This is a genomic window from Nibribacter ruber, assembly GCF_009913235.1.
Taxonomy (GTDB): domain Bacteria; phylum Bacteroidota; class Bacteroidia; order Cytophagales; family Hymenobacteraceae; genus Nibribacter; species Nibribacter ruber.
The window spans coordinates 786,116-804,087 of record NZ_CP047897.1 but is presented as its reverse complement, the minus strand read 5'-3'; the positions used below and the strand labels follow the sequence as shown (position 1 = coordinate 804,087).

At 50.7% G+C, this 17,972-nt stretch carries 21 protein-coding genes; 12 read left to right on the top strand and 9 right to left on the bottom strand.

What is annotated here, in order from left to right; translation table 11 throughout:
• The first annotated feature begins 2 nt into the window (after positions 1–2).
• The 3 genes from GU926_RS03465 to GU926_RS03455 are packed head-to-tail and all read left to right on the top strand — an operon-like array spanning position 3 to position 2,902.
• Positions 3–1,310: an O-antigen ligase family protein gene (locus GU926_RS03465; protein ID WP_160689048.1), complete on the top strand. Its 1,308-nt coding sequence runs from the start codon at positions 3–5 to the stop codon at positions 1,308–1,310.
• Positions 1,307–2,158, top strand: coding sequence for a hydroxymethylglutaryl-CoA lyase (locus tag GU926_RS03460; protein ID WP_160689046.1), 852 nt, complete (start codon positions 1,307–1,309; stop codon positions 2,156–2,158). Before GU926_RS03465 ends, GU926_RS03460 begins: the two co-directional genes overlap by 4 nt.
• Positions 2,159–2,164: 6 nt before the next feature.
• The gene (locus GU926_RS03455; protein WP_160689044.1) at positions 2,165–2,902 is read left to right on the top strand and encodes a (Fe-S)-binding protein; all 738 of its coding nucleotides are present in this window, start codon (positions 2,165–2,167) and stop codon (positions 2,900–2,902) included.
• Positions 2,903–2,995: 93 nt separating this feature from the next.
• Here the strand turns inward: GU926_RS03455 and GU926_RS03450 are convergent, their stop codons facing one another.
• From GU926_RS03450 to GU926_RS03435, 4 genes are all read right to left on the bottom strand, one after another.
• The gene (locus tag GU926_RS03450; RefSeq protein WP_160689042.1) at positions 2,996–3,952 is read right to left on the bottom strand and encodes an alpha/beta hydrolase; all 957 of its coding nucleotides are present in this window, start codon (positions 3,950–3,952) and stop codon (positions 2,996–2,998) included.
• A 113-nt stretch (positions 3,953–4,065) separates the two neighbouring features.
• Positions 4,066–4,944: a 4-hydroxy-tetrahydrodipicolinate synthase gene (dapA, locus tag GU926_RS03445; RefSeq protein WP_160689040.1), complete on the bottom strand. Its 879-nt coding sequence runs from the start codon at positions 4,942–4,944 to the stop codon at positions 4,066–4,068.
• A gap of 97 nt (positions 4,945–5,041) precedes the next feature.
• Positions 5,042–5,779 carry a LytR/AlgR family response regulator transcription factor gene (locus GU926_RS03440; RefSeq protein WP_160689038.1) on the bottom strand — a complete coding sequence of 246 codons (738 nt, stop codon included), beginning with the start codon at positions 5,777–5,779 and terminating at the stop codon, positions 5,042–5,044.
• An 18-nt stretch (positions 5,780–5,797) separates the two neighbouring features.
• Complete coding sequence (locus GU926_RS03435; protein ID WP_160689036.1) at positions 5,798–6,838, bottom strand: sensor histidine kinase; 1,041 nt, start codon at positions 6,836–6,838, stop codon at positions 5,798–5,800.
• 206 nt (positions 6,839–7,044) lie between these two features.
• Here GU926_RS03435 and GU926_RS03430 point away from each other — a divergent pair, with 206 nt between their 5' ends.
• The 4 genes from GU926_RS03430 (at position 7,045) to GU926_RS03415 (ending at position 9,814) form a co-directional block, all read left to right on the top strand.
• Positions 7,045–8,004 carry an ABC transporter ATP-binding protein gene (locus GU926_RS03430; protein ID WP_160689034.1) on the top strand — a complete coding sequence of 320 codons (960 nt, stop codon included), beginning with the start codon at positions 7,045–7,047 and terminating at the stop codon, positions 8,002–8,004.
• Position 8,005: 1 nt separating this feature from the next.
• Positions 8,006–8,782, top strand: coding sequence for an ABC transporter permease (locus tag GU926_RS03425; RefSeq protein ID WP_160689032.1), 777 nt, complete (start codon positions 8,006–8,008; stop codon positions 8,780–8,782).
• 44 nt (positions 8,783–8,826) lie between these two features.
• A complete protein-coding gene (locus GU926_RS03420) occupies positions 8,827–9,018 on the top strand; it encodes a hypothetical protein (RefSeq protein ID WP_160689030.1) in 192 nt (63 codons plus the stop codon).
• Positions 9,019–9,439: 421 nt separating this feature from the next.
• Positions 9,440–9,814, top strand: coding sequence for a hypothetical protein (locus GU926_RS03415; protein ID WP_160689027.1), 375 nt, complete (start codon positions 9,440–9,442; stop codon positions 9,812–9,814).
• 93 nt (positions 9,815–9,907) lie between these two features.
• On the opposite strand, the gene ligA is transcribed toward GU926_RS03415, so the two are convergent.
• From ligA to GU926_RS18635, 3 genes are all read right to left on the bottom strand, one after another.
• On the bottom strand, positions 9,908–11,959 hold the full coding sequence (gene ligA, locus GU926_RS03410) for an NAD-dependent DNA ligase LigA (protein ID WP_198001456.1): 2,052 nt from the start codon (positions 11,957–11,959) through the stop codon (positions 9,908–9,910).
• A 242-nt stretch (positions 11,960–12,201) separates the two neighbouring features.
• On the bottom strand, positions 12,202–12,438 hold the full coding sequence (locus GU926_RS18640) for a GxxExxY protein (RefSeq protein ID WP_317165617.1): 237 nt from the start codon (positions 12,436–12,438) through the stop codon (positions 12,202–12,204).
• Positions 12,374–12,529 carry a GxxExxY protein gene (locus GU926_RS18635; protein ID WP_317165645.1) on the bottom strand — a complete coding sequence of 52 codons (156 nt, stop codon included), beginning with the start codon at positions 12,527–12,529 and terminating at the stop codon, positions 12,374–12,376. Before GU926_RS18635 ends, GU926_RS18640 begins: the two co-directional genes overlap by 65 nt.
• 171 nt (positions 12,530–12,700) lie before the next feature.
• Between GU926_RS18635 and GU926_RS03400 the strand changes: the two genes are divergently transcribed.
• Positions 12,701–13,849 (top strand): DEAD/DEAH box helicase, encoded by a 1,149-nt coding sequence (locus GU926_RS03400; protein ID WP_160689025.1) that lies wholly within the window; start codon positions 12,701–12,703, stop codon positions 13,847–13,849.
• 94 nt (positions 13,850–13,943) lie between these two features.
• On the opposite strand, the gene GU926_RS03395 is transcribed toward GU926_RS03400, so the two are convergent.
• A complete protein-coding gene (locus GU926_RS03395) occupies positions 13,944–14,660 on the bottom strand; it encodes a 3-ketoacyl-ACP reductase (RefSeq protein ID WP_160689023.1) in 717 nt (238 codons plus the stop codon).
• Positions 14,661–15,062: 402 nt separating this feature from the next.
• On the opposite strand from GU926_RS03395, the gene GU926_RS03390 reads away from it, so the two are divergent.
• Positions 15,063–15,866, top strand: coding sequence for an alpha/beta fold hydrolase (locus GU926_RS03390; protein WP_160689021.1), 804 nt, complete (start codon positions 15,063–15,065; stop codon positions 15,864–15,866).
• A 52-nt stretch (positions 15,867–15,918) separates the two neighbouring features.
• Positions 15,919–16,353 carry a hypothetical protein gene (locus GU926_RS03385; protein WP_160689019.1) on the top strand — a complete coding sequence of 145 codons (435 nt, stop codon included), beginning with the start codon at positions 15,919–15,921 and terminating at the stop codon, positions 16,351–16,353.
• A gap of 75 nt (positions 16,354–16,428) precedes the next feature.
• On the opposite strand, the gene GU926_RS03380 is transcribed toward GU926_RS03385, so the two are convergent.
• Entirely contained in the window at positions 16,429–17,160 is a 732-nt protein-coding gene (locus tag GU926_RS03380) for a TapB family protein (RefSeq protein ID WP_160689017.1), read from the bottom strand.
• 152 nt (positions 17,161–17,312) lie between these two features.
• On the opposite strand from GU926_RS03380, the gene GU926_RS03375 reads away from it, so the two are divergent.
• Together GU926_RS03375 and GU926_RS03370 are read left to right on the top strand one after the other, a co-directional pair.
• A complete protein-coding gene (locus GU926_RS03375) occupies positions 17,313–17,519 on the top strand; it encodes a hypothetical protein (protein ID WP_160689015.1) in 207 nt (68 codons plus the stop codon).
• A 2-nt stretch (positions 17,520–17,521) separates the two neighbouring features.
• Complete coding sequence (locus GU926_RS03370; RefSeq protein ID WP_160689013.1) at positions 17,522–17,875, top strand: hypothetical protein; 354 nt, start codon at positions 17,522–17,524, stop codon at positions 17,873–17,875.
• The last annotated feature ends 97 nt before the right edge of the window (positions 17,876–17,972 follow it).

Below are 17,972 nucleotides of genomic sequence, written 5' to 3'. Positions count from 1 at the left end.
AGATGTTGTTGCCACAAGGGAAGGATGCTATGGCGCAGGTGCGAAACCTTTTATTGATGGGCTACACCGGTAGTTTGTTGTTGCCGGTACCGGCCATTAATCATGCGCTGGCTATTCTGCTGTTGTTGCCTTGGCTACTAGAAACTTTCAAGCACGGCACTACCTTCAAAGAATTGTTTCTAGGCCGAAAGTTTAGAATACACCAAGGGTTCTTTCTGTTGTTTCTGCTCAGTGGTCTCAGTTATTTCTATTCTGCCAACAAAGAAGATGCGATTGGTGCATTGGCGGTAAGGCTACCGTTTCTACTGTTTCCTCTGGTGTTTTCCAATACCCAAATCAGCACCAAGCAGCTCCATTTGCTCCTAAGGGTGTTTGTCTATACCTGCGCGGCGGTGAGCTTGATTTGTTTGTGGTATAGAATATACACCTACTTGTATGTCAACTTTGACCCCAATTATTTTTACAACGAAGGCCTGATTAGCATCACCAGAAAGAGAGTGATTTTCTTTGGGAGCTATGTGAGCTTTTCCATTTTCATCTGCGGGTATTTACTGCTCAAAGGCAATGCTACTAGAAAAGAGAAAGTCCTGCTTTGGCTGGTGGCTGGTTTCCTGTTCCTGATTCTATTCTTGCTGGCGGTGCGCATGGTGCTGTTGATTACGCTGGCGGTGGGCATGGCCACCTTGTTCATCAGGCTCATGCAGCAGCGGCGTTATGTTTTGGCCGGGGCCGGCGTTTTGCTGATTTTGCTGGGCTTTGTGGGGCTGCTGCAATTATTCCCCCAGACCAAATCACGGTTCCAGAGCATTGGCAACCTGCAGTATTCCTTCACCAACCAGAATCAGCTGGACCATTTTAACGCGGCCAACAAGGCAGAAAACTGGAACGGCCTCACGTTGCGCATGGCCAAATGGCGCTGTGCCTTGGATGTGATTGAAAAGAACCCGCTTCTGGGAGTAGGCGTAGGCGATGTGAAGGATGAAATAGTGAAAGCCTACCAGGCGCGCAACTTCATCTATGCCGTCCAAAACCGCTTTGACCCGCACAACCAATTCCTGGAGATGGCCATAGCCTTGGGTGTGGTAGGATTGCTGGTGTTTGTCTGGTTGCTGATGGCCTCGCTTAACCTGTTTTTGAAATCTAGAAACTGGATGGCGCTGCCGTTCATGGCGCTGTTGTTGTTCAGTTCTATGACCGAGTCTCTGCTCCGGACGCAGGAGGGAGTTGCCTTCTATATTTTTTTCTGGTGTTTATTTGTGGCATATTCCCAGTCCAAAGACGCACCTGTAGACCAAGAGAAAACCGCATGAAACTAATTGAATGCCCCCGCGATGCCATGCAAGGCCTGAAGGACTTTGTCCCCACCCACATAAAGGCCGAATACATCCAGACTCTGCTGCAAGTTGGGTTTGATTCCCTTGACTTCGGGTCTTTTGTCTCTCCCAAGGCCATTCCCCAGATGCGGGACACCGAGGAGGTGTTGGGCTTGCTGGACACGTCGGTTTCAGCCACCAAGCTGCTGGCCATTGTGGCCAACGTGCGCGGCGCCGAACAAGCCGTACAGCATGAGCAGATTCGGTACCTGGGCTTTCCTTTGTCCTTGTCAGAAGAATTTCAGCATAGAAACACCAACAAGAGCATAAAAGAGGCTTTGGTAGAAGTAGAGCAACTACAGAACCTGTGCGTACAGCGCGGCAAGGAGCTGGTGACGTATCTGTCCATGGGCTTCGGGAACCCGTATGGGGAGCCTTGGGGGCCAGAGCAGGTAAGCCAGATGACGGAGACCTTAGACGGTTTGGGCGTGAAAATCATCTCCCTGTCAGACACCATTGGCGTGTCTAGCCCAGAGAACATTCAGTATCTGTTCAAGACCTTGATTCCGGCGTTTCCGCACATTGAGTTTGGCGCGCATCTGCACACCAACCCCAACACCTGGTATGAGAAAGTAGAAGCAGCTTACGCCAGCGGCTGCCGAAGAATAGACGGCGCCCTTCTAGGTTACGGCGGTTGCCCCATGGCCAAAGACGACCTGGTAGGCAACATGCCCACAGAAAAGGTGCTCTCCTTTTTACAAGAGAAAGAAGTACCTTTGCCTTTGAACCAGGAGGCCTTGCAAAAGGCACTCACGCTGGCTTCTACCGTCTTTCAATCGCATTAAGAGCACATGGCCAAGCCCGTTGTAGATATATTCATCCCTTGTTTTATAGACCAGCTGTTTCCAGACACGGCTTGGAGCATGGTCAAATTGCTGGAGGCCCTGGGCTGTACCGTTAGGTACAACACCAACCAAACCTGCTGCGGACAGCCGGCCTACAACGCTGGTTTCCAGAAGGAGTGTAAACAAGTGGCAGACAAGTTTCTGGACGATTTCAGCAGCGAAGACTCAGACTACATTGTGGCACCATCGGCGTCTTGCGTGGGCATGATCCGGAACGCCTACGCCGACATCTTCGTGACGTCCTCCAACTTCACGCGCTACCGCACCATGGAGCGCAAAGTCTTTGAACTGACAGAATTCCTGACCGACGTTCTGAACATCACTGAAGTGCCCGGCGCCAAATTACCAGCCAAAGTCACGTACCATGACGCGTGCAGCGCGCTGCGGGAGTGTGGCATTAAAGAAGGCCCGCGTCGGCTTTTGGGCATGGTGGAAGGATTAACGCTAGCCGAGATGCGCGAGACCGAGACCTGCTGCGGCTTTGGCGGAACGTTTGCTGTGAAGTTTGACGCCATCTCGGTGGCCATGGCCGAGCAAAAAGTAGAGAACGCCTTGGCTACCGGCGCTGAGTACATTGTCTCCACAGACACCAGTTGCCTCATGCACCTGCAAGCTTACATCCAACATAACAACAAACCCATCAAGGTGATGCACATAGCCGACGTCCTCACGCAGGGTTGGTAAACTGATTCTCCTTAACAAACCAGCTCCGTTTTTGGCCTATTTCTCAGGAAATAAGCCAAAAACGGAGCTGGTTTGTTTATTTACTGAACGAGTTTATTTGAGTCCCTTCACAAAGGCGGTCACTTCCTGGGCTAGCGTGGGTGACAAGGCAAGTTCTGGGTTGCTGTAAGTGGCAAGGTTGGCGGCTTTGTCTGCCGATGCTGGTTTTAACACGTGGTTCATGTTTTCTACCAGCACCAGTTTAGCGGCAGGGTACGCTTCTTTCAAGAGTTGGGCCTCTGCCGTAGATACTTGCATGTCCTGCGTGCCCTGTACAAGCAGCACCGGTATTTTCAGTTTCCTGATTTCAACCTGCGGATTTAATTGGAACCAAGAGATGAGATATGGTTGAATGGCGGGCCGAAAGAGGGCTTGCAGCATGGGGTTGGCGTCTGGCACCAATTTGCCCGCTACCAGGGAATCCAGAATGGGAAAGGCGATGTCCTGCACCATTTTAGGCTGTGGCATCAGCTGCTCTCTAATTACCTGGTCGGCAGATTTCCCGGGGCCGGCCACAGAAATGAATCCGTCTGCTTTTGCCTGCTGAGCCGCCTGCATGCCAATCAAGGAACCTTCACTGTGACCCAACACCACCACCTTAGAGAATCGCTTGTCTGCCTTCAATTTTTGTACCCAGGCAGTCGCATCCTCCACGAAGTGGTGAAAGCGCATGTCTTCTTCCTTCTTTCCGGCGTCCTTGCTTTCCCCAATGCCGCGCTTGTCATACCGAACGGTGGCAATGCCTTGGGCGTACAGGGCTTCGGCGAGCATCTTCAGGCTGTTGTTCTGGTAAGGCCCAATGTTGCCGTCGCGGTCAGTGGGGCCAGAGCCGGCATGCAGTAATACCACCTTTACCGGTTTAGAGGAAGTTGGCAGCAGGAGGGTTCCTTTGATGGTACCGGTGGAGGTTACCAAATCCATAGGAGTGCCTTGCGGGGTAGTTCCGGATTGCGACCAGGCCTGATGGAGGCACAGGAACGCCAATAACGTCAGGAAGATTCTTGCTTTCATAGGGCAGGTGCCAGGTTTTTGGTTAGTATGGGTTCAAAAAAAAGCCTCCGTTTTGGGGTATTTTCTAGAAAACAGGCCAAAAACGTAGGTGAGATCTAACTTAAGAAGTCAGATTAGTTATCTAAGCCAACGGCCGCGGCTTTAATGCGCTGCTGCAGACTGTCAGAGGCGGGGGCCAGTGGTAATCTCACGTAGGCCTGACAGATACCCAACTGCTCTAGCGCAAATTTCACGCCTACTGGATTTCCCTCTTCGTACATGAGCGGGTTTACGGACAGGAAGGAACGCTGCAAGGCACCGGCCTCGGAAAAGTTGCCTTGCAGGGCCAGTTTGGTCATCCGGCTGAAACGCGCCGGAAACGCATTGGCCAGCACTGAAATGATACCATCCATGCCCACAGAAATCATTGGGACCGTCAGCATGTCTTCGCCACTGATGACTAAAAAACCTTCAGGCTTGTCTTGCACAATGGCCATGCACTGCTCCATGTTGCCAGACGCCTCTTTGATGCCAATAATATTCGCGTGCTGGGCCAGCCGTAAGGTAGTGGCTGCGCTCACATTGCTGCCAGTTCTGCCGGGCACGTTGTACAAGAGCACTGGTACCGGGCTGGCATCTGCCACTGCGGTGTAGTGCAGGTAAATGCCCTCTTGGGACGGTTTATTGTAATACGGGCTCACTGAAAGGAGGGCGTCTACCCCCGCCAAATCTGCGTTTTTTATTAATTCCAGCACTGCCTGGGTGTTGTTGCCGCCAATGCCGTACACCAACGGCACGCGCCCGGCAATCTGCTTCTTGGCAAAGGCCAATAGTTGTTTTTTCTCCTCTGGAGTAGTGGTCACAGACTCGCCGGTGGTGCCGTTCACTACCAGATAATCTACGCCATTGCTCAGGTTATATTCAATCAAACGCGCAAAGGCGTCATAGTCTACGGAATGGTCTGCTTGAAAAGGAGTGACCAAAGCCACGCCGGTTCCTCTAAAAGATTGCATGCGTTTGTGTTTAAATAGAAAGTATCTAGTCCAAAGATACAAATTTGCCCTTACCGATTTAAAGGACCCTAGTGCTAAATTCTGAGGCTGAGGAAGCTTAGATGTTTTTGCTGTCCACCCATCGCATGAACTCCTCGCGGTAGCTATCCCCTATGGGAATGTCCTGGTCTTTGATTTTGATGCGGCTTTTCTCAATGGACTCAATGTGCGGCAGGGAGACAATGTAGGATTTGTGCACCCGGGAAAACTCCTGATCGGGGAGTTTCTCCATGATTTTGCCCATGGATAAAAGCGTGATAATCTTACGGGTAGGTATATGGATGATCACGTAATCCTTTAAGCCTTCAATCCAGAGAATGTCTTTCAAGTTAACGCGTACGGTTTTGTAATCTGCCTTCACAAAGATGAAATCTTCATTCTCTGTTACTGCTGTAAGCGAACCACTCATTGGAACAGGTGCTGTCTTTTGCTGCACCAATTGCGCGCGCTCATGCACCTTGTTCACGGCTTTCAGGAAGCGGTCAAAGGGAATGGGTTTGAGTAGGTAGTCCACCGCGTCTAGAGAGAAACCGTCCAGGGCGTATTGCGGGTAGGCGGTGGTGAAAATAACGGCCGGTTTATGCGAGAGCAACTGCAGAAACTGAATACCCGTCAGGTCTGGCATTTCAATGTCCAGAAAAAGTAAATCAACGGGTTGCTCCTGCAAAACGGTCATGGCCTCCAGTGCACTGGAGCAGGTCTTTATTAAGGAAAGAAAAGGAACCTTGGCAATGTATGACCGCATCAAGTCCAGGGCCAGTGGCTCATCATCTACGGCAAGGCAGGTTATTTTCATAGGGCAAGATACAATAGATCAGGTGAATGAAAGGATAAGCGTAGCGGTATACCATTGACCATCTTGCTGGGTAGATAGCGTGTGACGGGAAGGAAACAGCAAGTCCAACCTTCGCCGTAGGTTTTGCAAGCCCAAACCGCCATACGTAGGTGATGCATTGGGTTGTTTGGTTTGGTTACGGGTAGTAAAGGTTAACATAGAATCAGTCACTTGCAAGTGCAAAGCCATGGACGCAGAGGCCACTCCGTGCTTAAACATATTCTCTACTAGGGGCATCAAGAGCATGGGAGGAAGGTGCACAGAAGCTACATCCCCGGAAACTTCTAACGTTAGCAAAGATGGGTTGGTGAGCCTGAGTTTGTGCAGGTCTAACAGATGCTGCAAATGTTCCAGTTCTTTCTCCAGGGGAACCAAGGGCGTGTCTGTTTCATAGAGCTGGTACCGCAAAAGCAAGGACAGCTTCATGATGGCGTCTGGCGTGTTGGGCGCTTGCTGGTAGGCCAGGGAATAGATGTTGTTAAGCGTGTTGAACAAAAAGTGGGGATTGACCTGCGCTTTTAGTAATTCCAGTTCAGTGGCGGTGTGTTGGTGCTCCAGTTCTTTGCGTCTGCGCTCGTTGCGAAGGTAGTCTCCGGTTACTTTCAAGGCCGAGCTTAAGAAAATGTTCATGACCCCCATCACCGCGAGTTGAAACATGGTCTGGGGGAAAGCTAATCTAGAAGGGTACTTGGCTATCTGGGCAGCTAGGGTAGGATTGTAAGAAGCCATTTTCTTCATTTCCAGAATCTCTAGGGGAGCCCGTACGGCCGCAAACAACGCCAACGTGCCAATAACGGCCAACGCATACAGCAGCACCTTGTCCCGGGCCAGAATCTTAGGCACCAAAACAAACCAGTTAAAATAGAAGAGGGCTATATGGAACAGAAACGTTTGTCCCTTGTCCAGGGCGGTCCATTGCCAGGGGACAGGGACTTGACTATAGTTGCCGTAAAACAGGTTAAAGCAGAGTAAGCCCGTCCAGAGCAGGAGGTGCAGGAAGAAGGGCAGGCGTTTTTGCATTGTTTTTCTGGAATAAGGCTAAAACTACAGAAAAGCTGTTGCTTAAAAGCAGGAAACGCCAGGAAATAGACCAACACCCAAATTGTTTAGACCAACCGCTATTTTCAATCTTACAGGGGTTTGGTCTAGGAAAAAAGACGGTTGGTATAGTTTAGTTGCGGCCCTAAAACAGGAATGGTTCTTTTGATCCATTAACCGTCACTGCTATGAAAGAACCACTCATTCACACCCAAGATCTTCGCTATTCCTACGGAAACCAGGAAGTCCTGAAAGGCCTGAACCTGGAGATCCCGAAGGGCAGCATCTATGGCTTTCTGGGGCCCAATGGCTCTGGTAAAACCACCACCATCCGGTTGCTCCTGGGCCTGCTTCAGCCCAAAAAGGGGAGCATTCATTTGTTTGGACAGGACCTTTGGCAGCACCGGTTGCCCGCCTTGCAGAAAGTGGGGGCGTTGATAGAGATGCCCAGCCTATACCGACACCTTTCCGGAAAGGACAACCTGGAGGTAATGCGCCGCCAGCTGGGTCTGGAGAAAAGCCGGATAGACCATGTGCTGCAGGTAGTACGGCTGTCACAAGAGGCAAACCGCCTAGTAAAACATTACTCTCTGGGCATGTGCCAACGGTTGGGTATTGCCCTGGCGCTGCTCTCTGACCCTGAACTGCTGATTTTAGACGAACCTACCAACGGATTAGATCCCAGCGGAATACGGGAAATGCGGGAGCTGTTGAAAGACTTAAACCAAGAGCACGGCAAAACCATTTTCCTGTCTAGCCACCTCCTCAGCGAAATAGAGAAAACGGTCACCCACCTGTCCATCATTCATCAAGGGAAAATGGCCTTTGAAGGAGCGGTGCAGGACCTGGCCCATGTGGCTTCTACCGCTACCGGTGTGGAGGTGGAGGTAGACAATGTTTTTCTGGCGCAGGAAATCTTGCAGCAAAACGGCTATGTTACCACCGTAAAGGAAGGCCATTGGGTTACCATTCCCGTGAAAGACAAGCACGAGGTTGCCGCTCTAAACCACCTACTGGTAGGGCAGGGCATTGCTGTTTCTGGCTTATCCTACGCCCAGCAAAACCTGGAAGACCTATTTCTGGCGCTCACAGAGAAAACACCCATTTCAGTAGAAACTACCGCCTCACCTACATTATCCCTTGTCTAAAATGGAATCTACGCTTACCTACCTGGGCCGCGGCATATCTGCTGAAGCCCTCAAAATCAAATTCACCTGGGCTTTTTGGCTTTCCCTGCTGGCACCGCTTTCCATTGTGGGCATGACCTTTCTGGTGTTCTTCTTTAGAGGCGAAAAACTGGTAAGGCCGGGAATGGACCCCTGGCTCTTATGGGCGAACAATAACTTTTATGCCACCGCGCAACTACTGGTGCCTATGTTTCTGGCGCTCATTACCGCATTGGTCAATGGCATTGAACACTCTTCCCTGGGCTGGAAACAACTTTACGCCTTGCCCATGCCCAAATGGGCGGTTTTCCTGAACAAGTACCTGCTGCAACTGGGACTGGTGGCGCTTTCGTTTGTGACCTTCCTGGCGGGTCTTCTGGCCGGCGGGTATCTGCTGGGCTGGGTAAGATCAGATCTAGGCTTCCAGGACTACCATCATGTGCAGTCAATTGCGGTAACGGGCTTCCGGATTTTCATTGGGTCCTTGGCCATTTTCACGCTGCAGTTCTGCATCAGCTTCCGGTTCAAGAGCATAGCCATGAGCATTGGACTGGGCATCTTGTTTACCCTGGCCTTTCTCATTGGGTCGCGTTGGGAGCACATTGGTTATTTCCCGTACAGCTGGCCCTATTTTTCTGCCATGACTTTTACCATTAAGCCAGCGGGCCTATTCATAGAGCAAATGTGGTACAGCCTGGGCCTTAGCGTTTTGGTATTATTGGGTGCTCTGTATGCCTCAACCAGACGGCAGATACACTAGCGTTTTTGGCCTCTTTTTCTAGAATTAGCCTTAAAACAAACCCTATGAAAATAATTTCCTTTTTGATAATTGGCCTGGGACTAGGCTGGCTGGGCACGCAGGTAGATGTGAAAGGGCAACTGGCGCTGGAGCAGCACCAGGCAAAAGTAAACCACCAGGAAATGTATCAAACCAATTCCAAAGCCTGCTTGCCTCGTTTAAAGATGCCTGAAGGCTCGCTGCTCTGGCCTTTGTAACCTATGGTTTGTGGAAGGGTATTTATGACTTCCTCGTTTTTGGGGTATTTCTAAGTAATCTAAGCCAAAAACAGTGGAAAGGTGTAAACAATTAGAATGGCTGTCTGTTCTTGAAGTAGAATGTTTTACCAGGTTTCGTTTTTTGTTTAGTAAATGAAAAGCCAGAGGGGCTTCCTCTGGCTTTTCTGTTTTTGGCTTAATTCCTGAATAATAAGCCAAAAACGATCTATCTGTGTAAAGGCCATGAGCCGCCCTCGTTTCCTGGTTGATTTTCTGTTTTTTAAGGGTAGTTTTGGTACAATCAATTTAAATCGCCTGCAAAGAATCCATGAAAAAATGTCTCTTCTTCCTAAAAGTTCTCCTTGTCATCTTGGCTTTTACAAATTGTGCAGGAGATACAGATGAAGAAGAAATACCTTCCATGGAGACGGCTAAAGAACTCTTGTTTGGGCGTTGGAAGGTAGAGAACAGCCAAGTAGAATTGTATAATGAGGCTGGCATCCTGATCTCTTCACGGAATTCTGCTATCAAGCCCATAGTGGAATACCAGTTCTCAATGTATGAGCTTACCCTCCTTACCAGTGAGAATAATTCTATGCGCCTGCCATATGATCTGGAGAATAAAGACGGGAACCTGATCATAGCCACCAAGACTTACCTAGACGCTACCACGTACGTTTTGCACGAAAGGAAAGTGGAAACCCTTACCCAACAGAAACTTACGCTTCGGTTGGTGCAATTTAGATCTACTGGCAACGCCCGCCAAGAAGAAGTGCTTTTCCTGACTCGTTTATAAACCACTTAAGGCTTATAAAAAGACAGAGGCTCCAAGAAACCGGAACCTCTTTCTTTTTAAGGCTATTTTCATGAAAACTGACCAAAAACGAGGCTACGCAATCATCTGGTTGAATTCTTTTTCTGAGATTATGTTCACGCCCAAAGAGGTGGCTTTTTCCAGCTTGCTGGGGCCCATCTTGTCGCCGGCTACCAGGTAGGATAGTTTTTTGGAGATGGAGGAGACAATCTTTCCGCCGTGGGCTATGATGGTGTCCTGAAGTTCGTCGCGGGAATAGCCGGAGAATACGCCGGAGACCACAAAGGTGTGGCCTGCCAACTTATCCGAAGCTGGTTCAACCACGGCCAGTTCGCCCAAATCCAGGTGCAGGCCGTGCTGCTTGAGTCTTTCCACCAGGTGCACGTTGGCTACATCCTGGAAGTACTCGCGCACAGAGGCCGCAATCCGACCGCCAATCTCCGGGACGGCAATCAGTTCTTCCTCAGAGGCGGCGCGCAAAGCATCAATGTTCCTAAAGTGCTGAGCCAGTTTCTGCGCCACCGTGTTGCCCACAAACCGAATACCCAAGGCGAACAACACCCGGTCAAAAGGAGCTTCCTTGGATTTCTCCAGCGCTTTGAGAATGTTGTCTACCGTGGTTTTCTGGAACGTGACCACGCGGCTCTTGCCGGTTTCCTCATTTACAAACGTTTTCTTCAGCCCGAACAGCGTGTCATAAGTGAGGTCATACAAATGGTCTGGGCTGGTGACCAGGCCTTGTTCCACCAGAAGCTCAATCTTGCCTTCGCCCAGGCTCATGATGTTCATGGCTTTTCTACTGATGAAGTGCTCCAGTTTGCCTTTCACCTGCGGCGGACAGCCTTTCTCATTGGGGCAGTAATGGTTGGCTTCGCCCTCATGCCGAACCAAGGGCGTATTGCAGGCCGGGCAGACTACGGGGTATACAATGGGCGTGGCAATCTCCGGCCGAAGCTCTAATTTCACCGCCGTAACTTTGGGAATGATCTCGCCGCCCTTTTCTACCGTGACATGGTCATGCAGCATGAGGCCCAGGCGCTCAATCTCATTGGCGTTGTGCAAAGAGGCGCGCTTAACGGTGGTACCGGCCAGCAGCACGGGTTTCATCAAAGCCACTGGCGTGACGGCCCCGGTTCTGCCCACGTTGTACTCGATGCCCAGCAACTCGGTGACGGCTTCCATGGCTTTGTACTTGTACGCCATGGCCCAGCGCGGACTTTTGGCCGTATAGCCCAGTTCTTCTTGCTGCGCGTAGGAATTCACCTTCACCACAATGCCGTCCGTGGCAATAGGCAGTTCAAAGCGCTTGGTTTCCCACTCCTGTATAAAGGCCATTACCTCTTCAATAGAGCTGCATTTCTTCCAGGTGGGTGACACGTTCAGACCCCAGCGCTGCAAGGCCTCCAGGCTTTCTGAATGGCTTTCAAACAGAGTGGGCGTGCTCAAAAGGGCATAGGCAAACATGCTCAACCGGCGGCGGGCCACTTCTTTGGAATCCTGTAGTTTCAAGGTGCCCGAGGTGGCGTTTCTAGGATTGGCCATAAGCGCTTCTCCAATTTCCTCCCGCTCTTTGTTAAGCTCCTCAAACACCTGAAAAGGCATGAACACCTCACCGCGTACTTCTACTTCTGCCGGTAAATCATGCCCCTGCAAGACCAGCGGCACGGTTTTAATGGTCCGTACGTTGGGCGTGATGTCATCGCCGCGGGTACCGTCGCCACGGGTCACGCCGGCCGTCAAAGCGCCGTTGGTATAGGTAAGGCTCATGGCCACGCCGTCAAACTTAAGTTCACACACGTATTCCACGGCTCCCCCGATGGCCTTTTGCACCCGCGCATCAAACTCCCGCACTTCTTCCTCTGAGTAGGTGTTGCTCAACGAGAGCATGGGGTATTTGTGCCGCACCGTAGGAAAGCTCTTGGTAATGGTGCCACCCACCCGCTGCGTAGGAGAATGCTCCGCCTTGAACTCTGGATGCTGCTCCTCTAATTTCTGCAATTCTACCAGCATCTGGTCAAACTCATAATCAGAAACCTCAGACATGCTGTTCTGGTAATACTGATAGTTTAGGTAGTTGAGGCGGTTGGTGAGCTCTAGAATGCGGGCTTGTATGGTCTGTTCTGGCATGATGCAGTGGTAAATAAGAAGAGGTAAAGATAAAGCAGGATTTTCAGGATTGAATTGATTTTTCAGGATTGTAATAAGACCTGGATACCGTGTGAGGAGTGCCTCCAACGAATTGGAATAATTTTTCAGGGTTGTAACCCAATACAGGATATGAGCATGTGACCCGTCAGATAGATTTTTAAGATTTGATTTATAGGGAAAGTAATCTAATCCTGAAAATCAACCTAATCCTGAAAATCCTGCTACTTGTTGGGGAATATTTTTTTGTACTGTAGACTGGTTGCGCCAAAGTTAATCAGTAAGCCGATGGGCAGATGGTAGGCCACCAGGTAATTTTTAGCCTGAACCAAGTGGACATCTTCCAAGGTGCTGAGGGCCTTCAATTCAACCATAATTTTATCTTCTATGATAAAGTCAGCGCGTCTTGTTCCAACTTGGTTGCCTTTGTAAATAAATGGCTTGCTCCTTCGCTCGTTCATAGGTTAAACCTTCTAAGCCTAGCTCAATGGCCAGGCTCCTTTGGCATATCACCTCCTGGAACCCTGTTCCCAGTTCATTATGAACCCGCATGGCACACCCAATTATTAAATACGTTAAGTTATCAGTAGACATAGGATTGAAAGATAGGGTCCAGCGAAGTATACGGTAGTACTAATATGCAACGCCAATCCCTTAATCTTGAAAATTTAACTAATCCTGAGAATCCTGCTTTATCTTTGCCACACTAATCAGGTATTCTCTATGTCATTCACCCAACTGGGCTTATCACCCGCCTTGCAGAAAGCCGCCCAGGCGCAACAGTTCACCCAAGCCACGCCGGTGCAGGAGCAGGCCATTCCGGCCATTTTGAAAGGGAAGGATTTGTTGGGCATCGCGAAAACCGGTTCTGGGAAGACGGCGGCCTATGCCTTGCCCATCCTGGATATGCTGCAAACTAACCGGGCTTTCCGGAACCGGTTTGTGAAAGCATTGGTGCTGGTGCCCACGCGCGAGCTGGCCTTGCAGGTAGGAGAGGTGTTTCTGGGGCTGAGTGCGCACATGGCCATTAAAGTGAAGACGCTGGCCGTGTTTGGCGGCGTGTCCATTAATCCGCAGATGATGAAACTGCAGGGCACCGACATTCTGGTGGCTACGCCCGGCAGACTGCTGGACCTGGTAGAATCTGGGGCGGTGCATTTAAGCGACGTAGAAATGCTGGTGCTGGACGAAGCCGACAAAATGCTGAACCAGGGCTTTGAGGAAGAGATGCGCCAGATTTTGAAACTGCTGCCTAAAAAACGACAGAACCTGTTATTTTCGGCCACCTTGGATAACAAGGTGAATGCCATTCAGGAGACGCTTTTGGTAAACCCGGTGGTGGTAGAAGTGAAGGAAGATGAAAAGCCTGAGGAAGAACTGGAAATCAAGGAACTGGCATATTTAATAGCCACAGAGCGGAAAGGTCCATTCTTACGCTACCTTATCAAGCACCACCAAATGCAGCAGGTGCTGGTGTTTGTGTCTGCCACGCAGCGCGCAGACCATTTAGTAACCAAACTGGCCAACAACGGCATTAAGGCGGTAGCTTTGCACAGCGGGAAGAGCCAGGGCGCCCGTACAGAGGCGCTGTCTTTGTTTAAAAAAGGAAAGGTACCCGTATTGGTAGCCACTGACATTGCCGCCCGCGGAATTGACGTTCCCGTGTTGCCATTTGTGATTAACTATGATTTGCCCAGGTCGTCTAAGGATTACGTGCACCGCATAGGCCGCACCGGTAGAGCCGGGGCAACGGGCGAGGCGCTTACCTTGGTCACCCCAGAAGACGCCCATCATTTCAAAATCATCCAGAAGCAAACCAAGAGGATTATCCCAACGCAAGACACCGAAGAGATTGATCTGAAAGGCTTTTAGCTTACCATAACCTCTATTAAATAAGAATGCCGTTTTTGGCCTGTTCTCTGTAAAACAGGCCAAAAACGGCATTCTTATTTAATTAATGTGCATTCTATGGATTGGTAGACCAGATGCCGGCGTCTTTGATGAACACCCGTCGGTTGAGCTTGAGCTGGCAGACCAGAAACTCGGCGAAGTCCTCGGGCTGCATGACCTTGTCTGGGTTGCCATCGGTGAGTTTGAGTTCTACCGCCAGGTCGGTGGCTACGGTGCTGGGCGTGAGACTGGTGACGCGTATGTTGTGCTTTCTTACCTCCTGCATCAGAGACTCGGTTAAGCCAATCAATCCAAACTTAGAGGCGCTGTAGGCACTGGTCATGGCGGCACCCCGCTGGCCGGCGGTGGAAGAGATGTTCACAATGTCGCCGGTTTTCTTGGAGATCATGGCGGGCAGCACGGCGCGGGTCACATAATACGGCCCCATCAAATTAACCTTGATGATCTGTTCCCATTGCTCAGGCTCCAAGTCCAGAAACTTCCCAAAGGTGGCCGTGCCCGCATTGTTGATGAGAATGTCAATGAACCCCAGGTCCTGCTGCGCTTGCTCTACGGCCTCATTCACGCTGTGAAGGTTGGTCACGTCTGCTGTCACCACGGTGGTATCCACGCCTAAGTCTTCCAGTTCCTGGGCTACTTTCATGAGGTCGCTTTTGGTGCGGGCCAGCAAGGCCACGTTCACGCCCTCCTTGGCTAGCGCAAGGGCTATGGCTCTTCCTATTCCTTTTCCGGCTCCCGTCACCAGGGCGGTTTTTCCTTTCAATGATTCCATACGCTATGTGTTTAAACGTGCTGTCTTTTCGGTTGGCATCCTTCCACGGTAGAAGGAGCTCGTCTTAAACTTAACGAACAATGCATCGTCTGGTTGGGCCGAAGAAGGGAGCGTGGCCTGGAGAATGGAACTAGTTAAGCGCCCCAGGAAGCGCAAGAGTACAGGCGATGGTTGGCAATGGGGAACTTCGTTTTTGGGTTATTTCCTGTAAAACATGCCAAAAACGATTTCAAAAAATAAGAAGGAGCGACGTGATATCCTGGTTTACGGCATCCAAATGAATCAATTTAACCCGATTGTTTCTCCTTTGCCATCGTCCTTTGCTATTGACTTGAAATGGTTACCTTTACGAAGGTGGGCGTGCCCTGCCCCTTGATTTCCAACCCATTTCCCCCCCCACAAATGGATGCATTAACCAGAAACAACGTCACCGTTAAAGGAAATGGCCCGCAAGCCATTGTATTCGCGCACGGCTACGGTTGTGACCAGACCATGTGGCGCTTGATCACCCCGGCCTTTGAGCAGGACTACACGGTTGTTTTGTTTGACCACGTAGGGTTTGGCGGCGCAGACACCAGCAAATACACCCTGGACCGGTACTCCTCGCTGCAATCATATGCGGTAGACATTCTGGAAATCTGCGAGCAGCTCCAGCTCCAGGACGCCATTTTTGTAGGGCATTCAGTGAGCGCTATGATAGGTGTTTTGGCTTCCATCATCGATCCTGTTAGATTCAAGAAACTGGTGTTAATTGGACCTTCGCCTAGGTACATCAATGACCAGGATTACGTGGGCGGCTTTACCCAGGAAGAAATAGACGGCTTGCTGGAGTCTCTGGAGAGTGACTATTTGAAATGGTCTGAGGCGCTGGCCCCGGTCATTATGGGCAACCCAGACAAACCTCACCTGGGCCAGGAGTTAACTGAAGTATTCTGCAAGAGCAACGCTACCGTGGCCAAAGACTTTGCCAGGATCACGTTCCTTTCTGATAACCGCGAGGACTTAAAGAACCTAGCCGTGGAGACGCTTATTTTACAATGTTCAGAAGACATCATCGCTCCTTTGCCCGTGGGTGCGTATATGCACCAGCAGCTGCCTCACAGCAAGCTCCAAATCTTAAAAGCCACCGGCCACTGCCCTAATTTGAGCGCCCCGGAAGAGACCATTGCTGCCATTAAGGCCTTCCTGGCTTCTGTAGAGAAATAGCAGCATAGTTCAAGCCCTTTTGAGCCATTGAGAAAAGCAGTCCCAATACCAGATGCAGATAAACGAGTTGAAAAAGGTTTCCGGCGAAGTATATTTTGAGGTGAGGAGAAGCCCAGACAACGCGTACCTTTTTGTCAACTGGGTTGGGAGACAGTCTCTGGAAAGCATCATGCTAGGCGGAAACCAGATCTTGGCCCTGTTGCGGGAGCAGCCTTGCAAAGCAGTGATCAACAGCAATCAAGAATTAGTGGGGCCCTGGGAGGTAGGAGTGCCGTATCTGGCGCTGAAATGGGTTCCAAGTGCTATTGCCCTGGGCTTGCGTTATTTTGCGCACATCACCGCGCCGGGCGTGTACGGGCAGCGGTCATATGACCTGTTCAAGAAAAGCGTGCAGGTACCTTTGCTCATGCACCAGTTTAAGGAAGTAAGCACCGCTGAACTTTGGCTGGAGGCCCAGACGCTGGCAAGAAATACCTTACAAAAATAAACCTTCCGTTTTTGGCCTATTTCCGGGAAAACAGGCCAAAAACGAAATTCAATACGCGCTTTTCTTCCTCTCCAATTAACTAGCCCTGTCCCTACGCGAAATCAGCTCCAGTCCTTTCGCCTTTTTCCCTTTTTTGGTATAAAACTGAATCTTGATGAGGCCATGCTCTGGGGAGAAATACTCTTCTACCTGAAACACGTCTTTCATAGGGAGCCCCATGGCATCTAAGGACACGGTGTACTGATAGGTGATTTTAAAGCAGTCAAAGGTACCGGCCGGGGTCTTGATGGTTTCCTGGGCCACTACCTGCCGCAGCCCGGTGTTCATGAGAATGCGGGTGAGGTTCACCTGAGAGGAGCGTACGCGCACATCCAGGCCAGCGCTGGGGAGCGTCTGCCCCACGGCCAGGGAAGAGGGGTAGGCAATGTCCTTCATGATATAGTCAAACTCTTTGCCGTAAAAGCTTTTCAGGGCCTGTTCGCGCAGCAGCAATTTGGCGTCCAGGTAGACTGAATCTCCTTTACAGATGATGTGGAATTCTTCGGCGGTCTGGGGGCGCTTCTTGTGATTGATGCGGGCGCTTTTGAATTCAATCTGGTTGATGCCTGCCTCTGGCGAGGTCTGTTGAATGACCATGTTGTGCAGCGTCCCCTTCGCCCGTCCTTTGTCTGTTACCTGGTAGATGAACTCGGTGTTCTTGGCATAGCCAAACGGTTGCGCGCAGTTCACGGTCTGGGCCTGCACGGTAATAGCTTCCTGGCCTACGCCAAACGTTATGAGAAGCAGGAGAAGTATAAGTCGTTTCATGGAGATTTTGGCCATCACCTGTTTGTTGGTGAGGTGAGTTGGTGGGCATACGTATTTCTTGGTTCTTAAGATATCCGGAGCATAAGCAAGGGTTTTTGCTGCAACACCACTGGCGGCGCGTCCGTACTTCCAAGGCACCTATTCTTAACCCCATGAGCGATTCTCCGCAATCCATCCAAAAGTTCTCAGAGCTGGCCGCCGTCATCCTGGACAAACTCACCGCCTCAGACATGGAGGCCTCTTTCCAGTTTGAAGACATTGCGCTGGAAGGCCCGGGCGCCCAGGGCAACCCGGCTACCTGGCGCTTGAACGGCCGCCTGACCATTAGAACCAGTTCTTCGCGCGCTGAGCACTCCTGAGCATGATGCCCGTAGGCCTTGAACTTTCTGCCCAACTGCTGCTGACGGTAGGCCAGGACAATGTCATGGTGGTGGCTGAGGAACAATACGTGCTCGTCAATTTCCAGGACCATGCGGCTTTGGAGCGTGTAGCCGAAAGTTTTTCATCCCCCTCCTCTAAGCCTTCTTCTGGGGGCCTAAGCGCACTTTTTGACAAGGCCCGCGAAATAAACCAGGTGATTCTGCAGTTAGGATTGATACTGGATGTGCGCGTGAACAACAAAACGTACATAGAGTTTGGCGTGGGGCCAACGCCCCGCTATGCTGTGGGCAATGCCTTGTTTGGCAAGCTGGGCTCCCTTTTCAAAGGCAAGTAACCTGGAATGGTGGTCAAACAAGCAAGGAAAGCAAAGTTGGAAGGGAGCGGATGCAACCAGGCGTCCAGTTTCTGCATCTATTTGAAAAAACCGTAAA

Coding starts and splice junctions, on each gene's coding strand:
- GU926_RS03465 (WP_160689048.1), top strand. CDS start 3: ATGTTGTTGCCACAAGGGAAGGATGCTATGGCGCAGGTGCGAAACCTT.
- GU926_RS03460 (WP_160689046.1), top strand. CDS start 1,307: ATGAAACTAATTGAATGCCCCCGCGATGCCATGCAAGGCCTGAAGGAC.
- GU926_RS03455 (WP_160689044.1), top strand. CDS start 2,165: ATGGCCAAGCCCGTTGTAGATATATTCATCCCTTGTTTTATAGACCAG.
- GU926_RS03450 (WP_160689042.1), bottom strand. CDS start 3,952: ATGAAAGCAAGAATCTTCCTGACGTTATTGGCGTTCCTGTGCCTCCAT.
- dapA (WP_160689040.1), bottom strand. CDS start 4,944: ATGCAATCTTTTAGAGGAACCGGCGTGGCTTTGGTCACTCCTTTTCAA.
- GU926_RS03440 (WP_160689038.1), bottom strand. CDS start 5,779: ATGAAAATAACCTGCCTTGCCGTAGATGATGAGCCACTGGCCCTGGAC.
- GU926_RS03435 (WP_160689036.1), bottom strand. CDS start 6,838: ATGCAAAAACGCCTGCCCTTCTTCCTGCACCTCCTGCTCTGGACGGGC.
- GU926_RS03430 (WP_160689034.1), top strand. CDS start 7,045: ATGAAAGAACCACTCATTCACACCCAAGATCTTCGCTATTCCTACGGA.
- GU926_RS03425 (WP_160689032.1), top strand. CDS start 8,006: ATGGAATCTACGCTTACCTACCTGGGCCGCGGCATATCTGCTGAAGCC.
- GU926_RS03420 (WP_160689030.1), top strand. CDS start 8,827: ATGAAAATAATTTCCTTTTTGATAATTGGCCTGGGACTAGGCTGGCTG.
- GU926_RS03415 (WP_160689027.1), top strand. CDS start 9,440: ATGGAGACGGCTAAAGAACTCTTGTTTGGGCGTTGGAAGGTAGAGAAC.
- ligA (WP_198001456.1), bottom strand. CDS start 11,959: ATGCCAGAACAGACCATACAAGCCCGCATTCTAGAGCTCACCAACCGC.
- GU926_RS18640 (WP_317165617.1), bottom strand. CDS start 12,438: ATGAACGAGCGAAGGAGCAAGCCATTTATTTACAAAGGCAACCAAGTT.
- GU926_RS18635 (WP_317165645.1), bottom strand. CDS start 12,529: ATGCGGGTTCATAATGAACTGGGAACAGGGTTCCAGGAGGTGATATGC.
- GU926_RS03400 (WP_160689025.1), top strand. CDS start 12,701: ATGTCATTCACCCAACTGGGCTTATCACCCGCCTTGCAGAAAGCCGCC.
- GU926_RS03395 (WP_160689023.1), bottom strand. CDS start 14,660: ATGGAATCATTGAAAGGAAAAACCGCCCTGGTGACGGGAGCCGGAAAA.
- GU926_RS03390 (WP_160689021.1), top strand. CDS start 15,063: ATGGATGCATTAACCAGAAACAACGTCACCGTTAAAGGAAATGGCCCG.
- GU926_RS03385 (WP_160689019.1), top strand. CDS start 15,919: ATGCAGATAAACGAGTTGAAAAAGGTTTCCGGCGAAGTATATTTTGAG.
- GU926_RS03380 (WP_160689017.1), bottom strand. CDS start 17,160: ATGAAACGACTTATACTTCTCCTGCTTCTCATAACGTTTGGCGTAGGC.
- GU926_RS03375 (WP_160689015.1), top strand. CDS start 17,313: ATGAGCGATTCTCCGCAATCCATCCAAAAGTTCTCAGAGCTGGCCGCC.
- GU926_RS03370 (WP_160689013.1), top strand. CDS start 17,522: ATGATGCCCGTAGGCCTTGAACTTTCTGCCCAACTGCTGCTGACGGTA.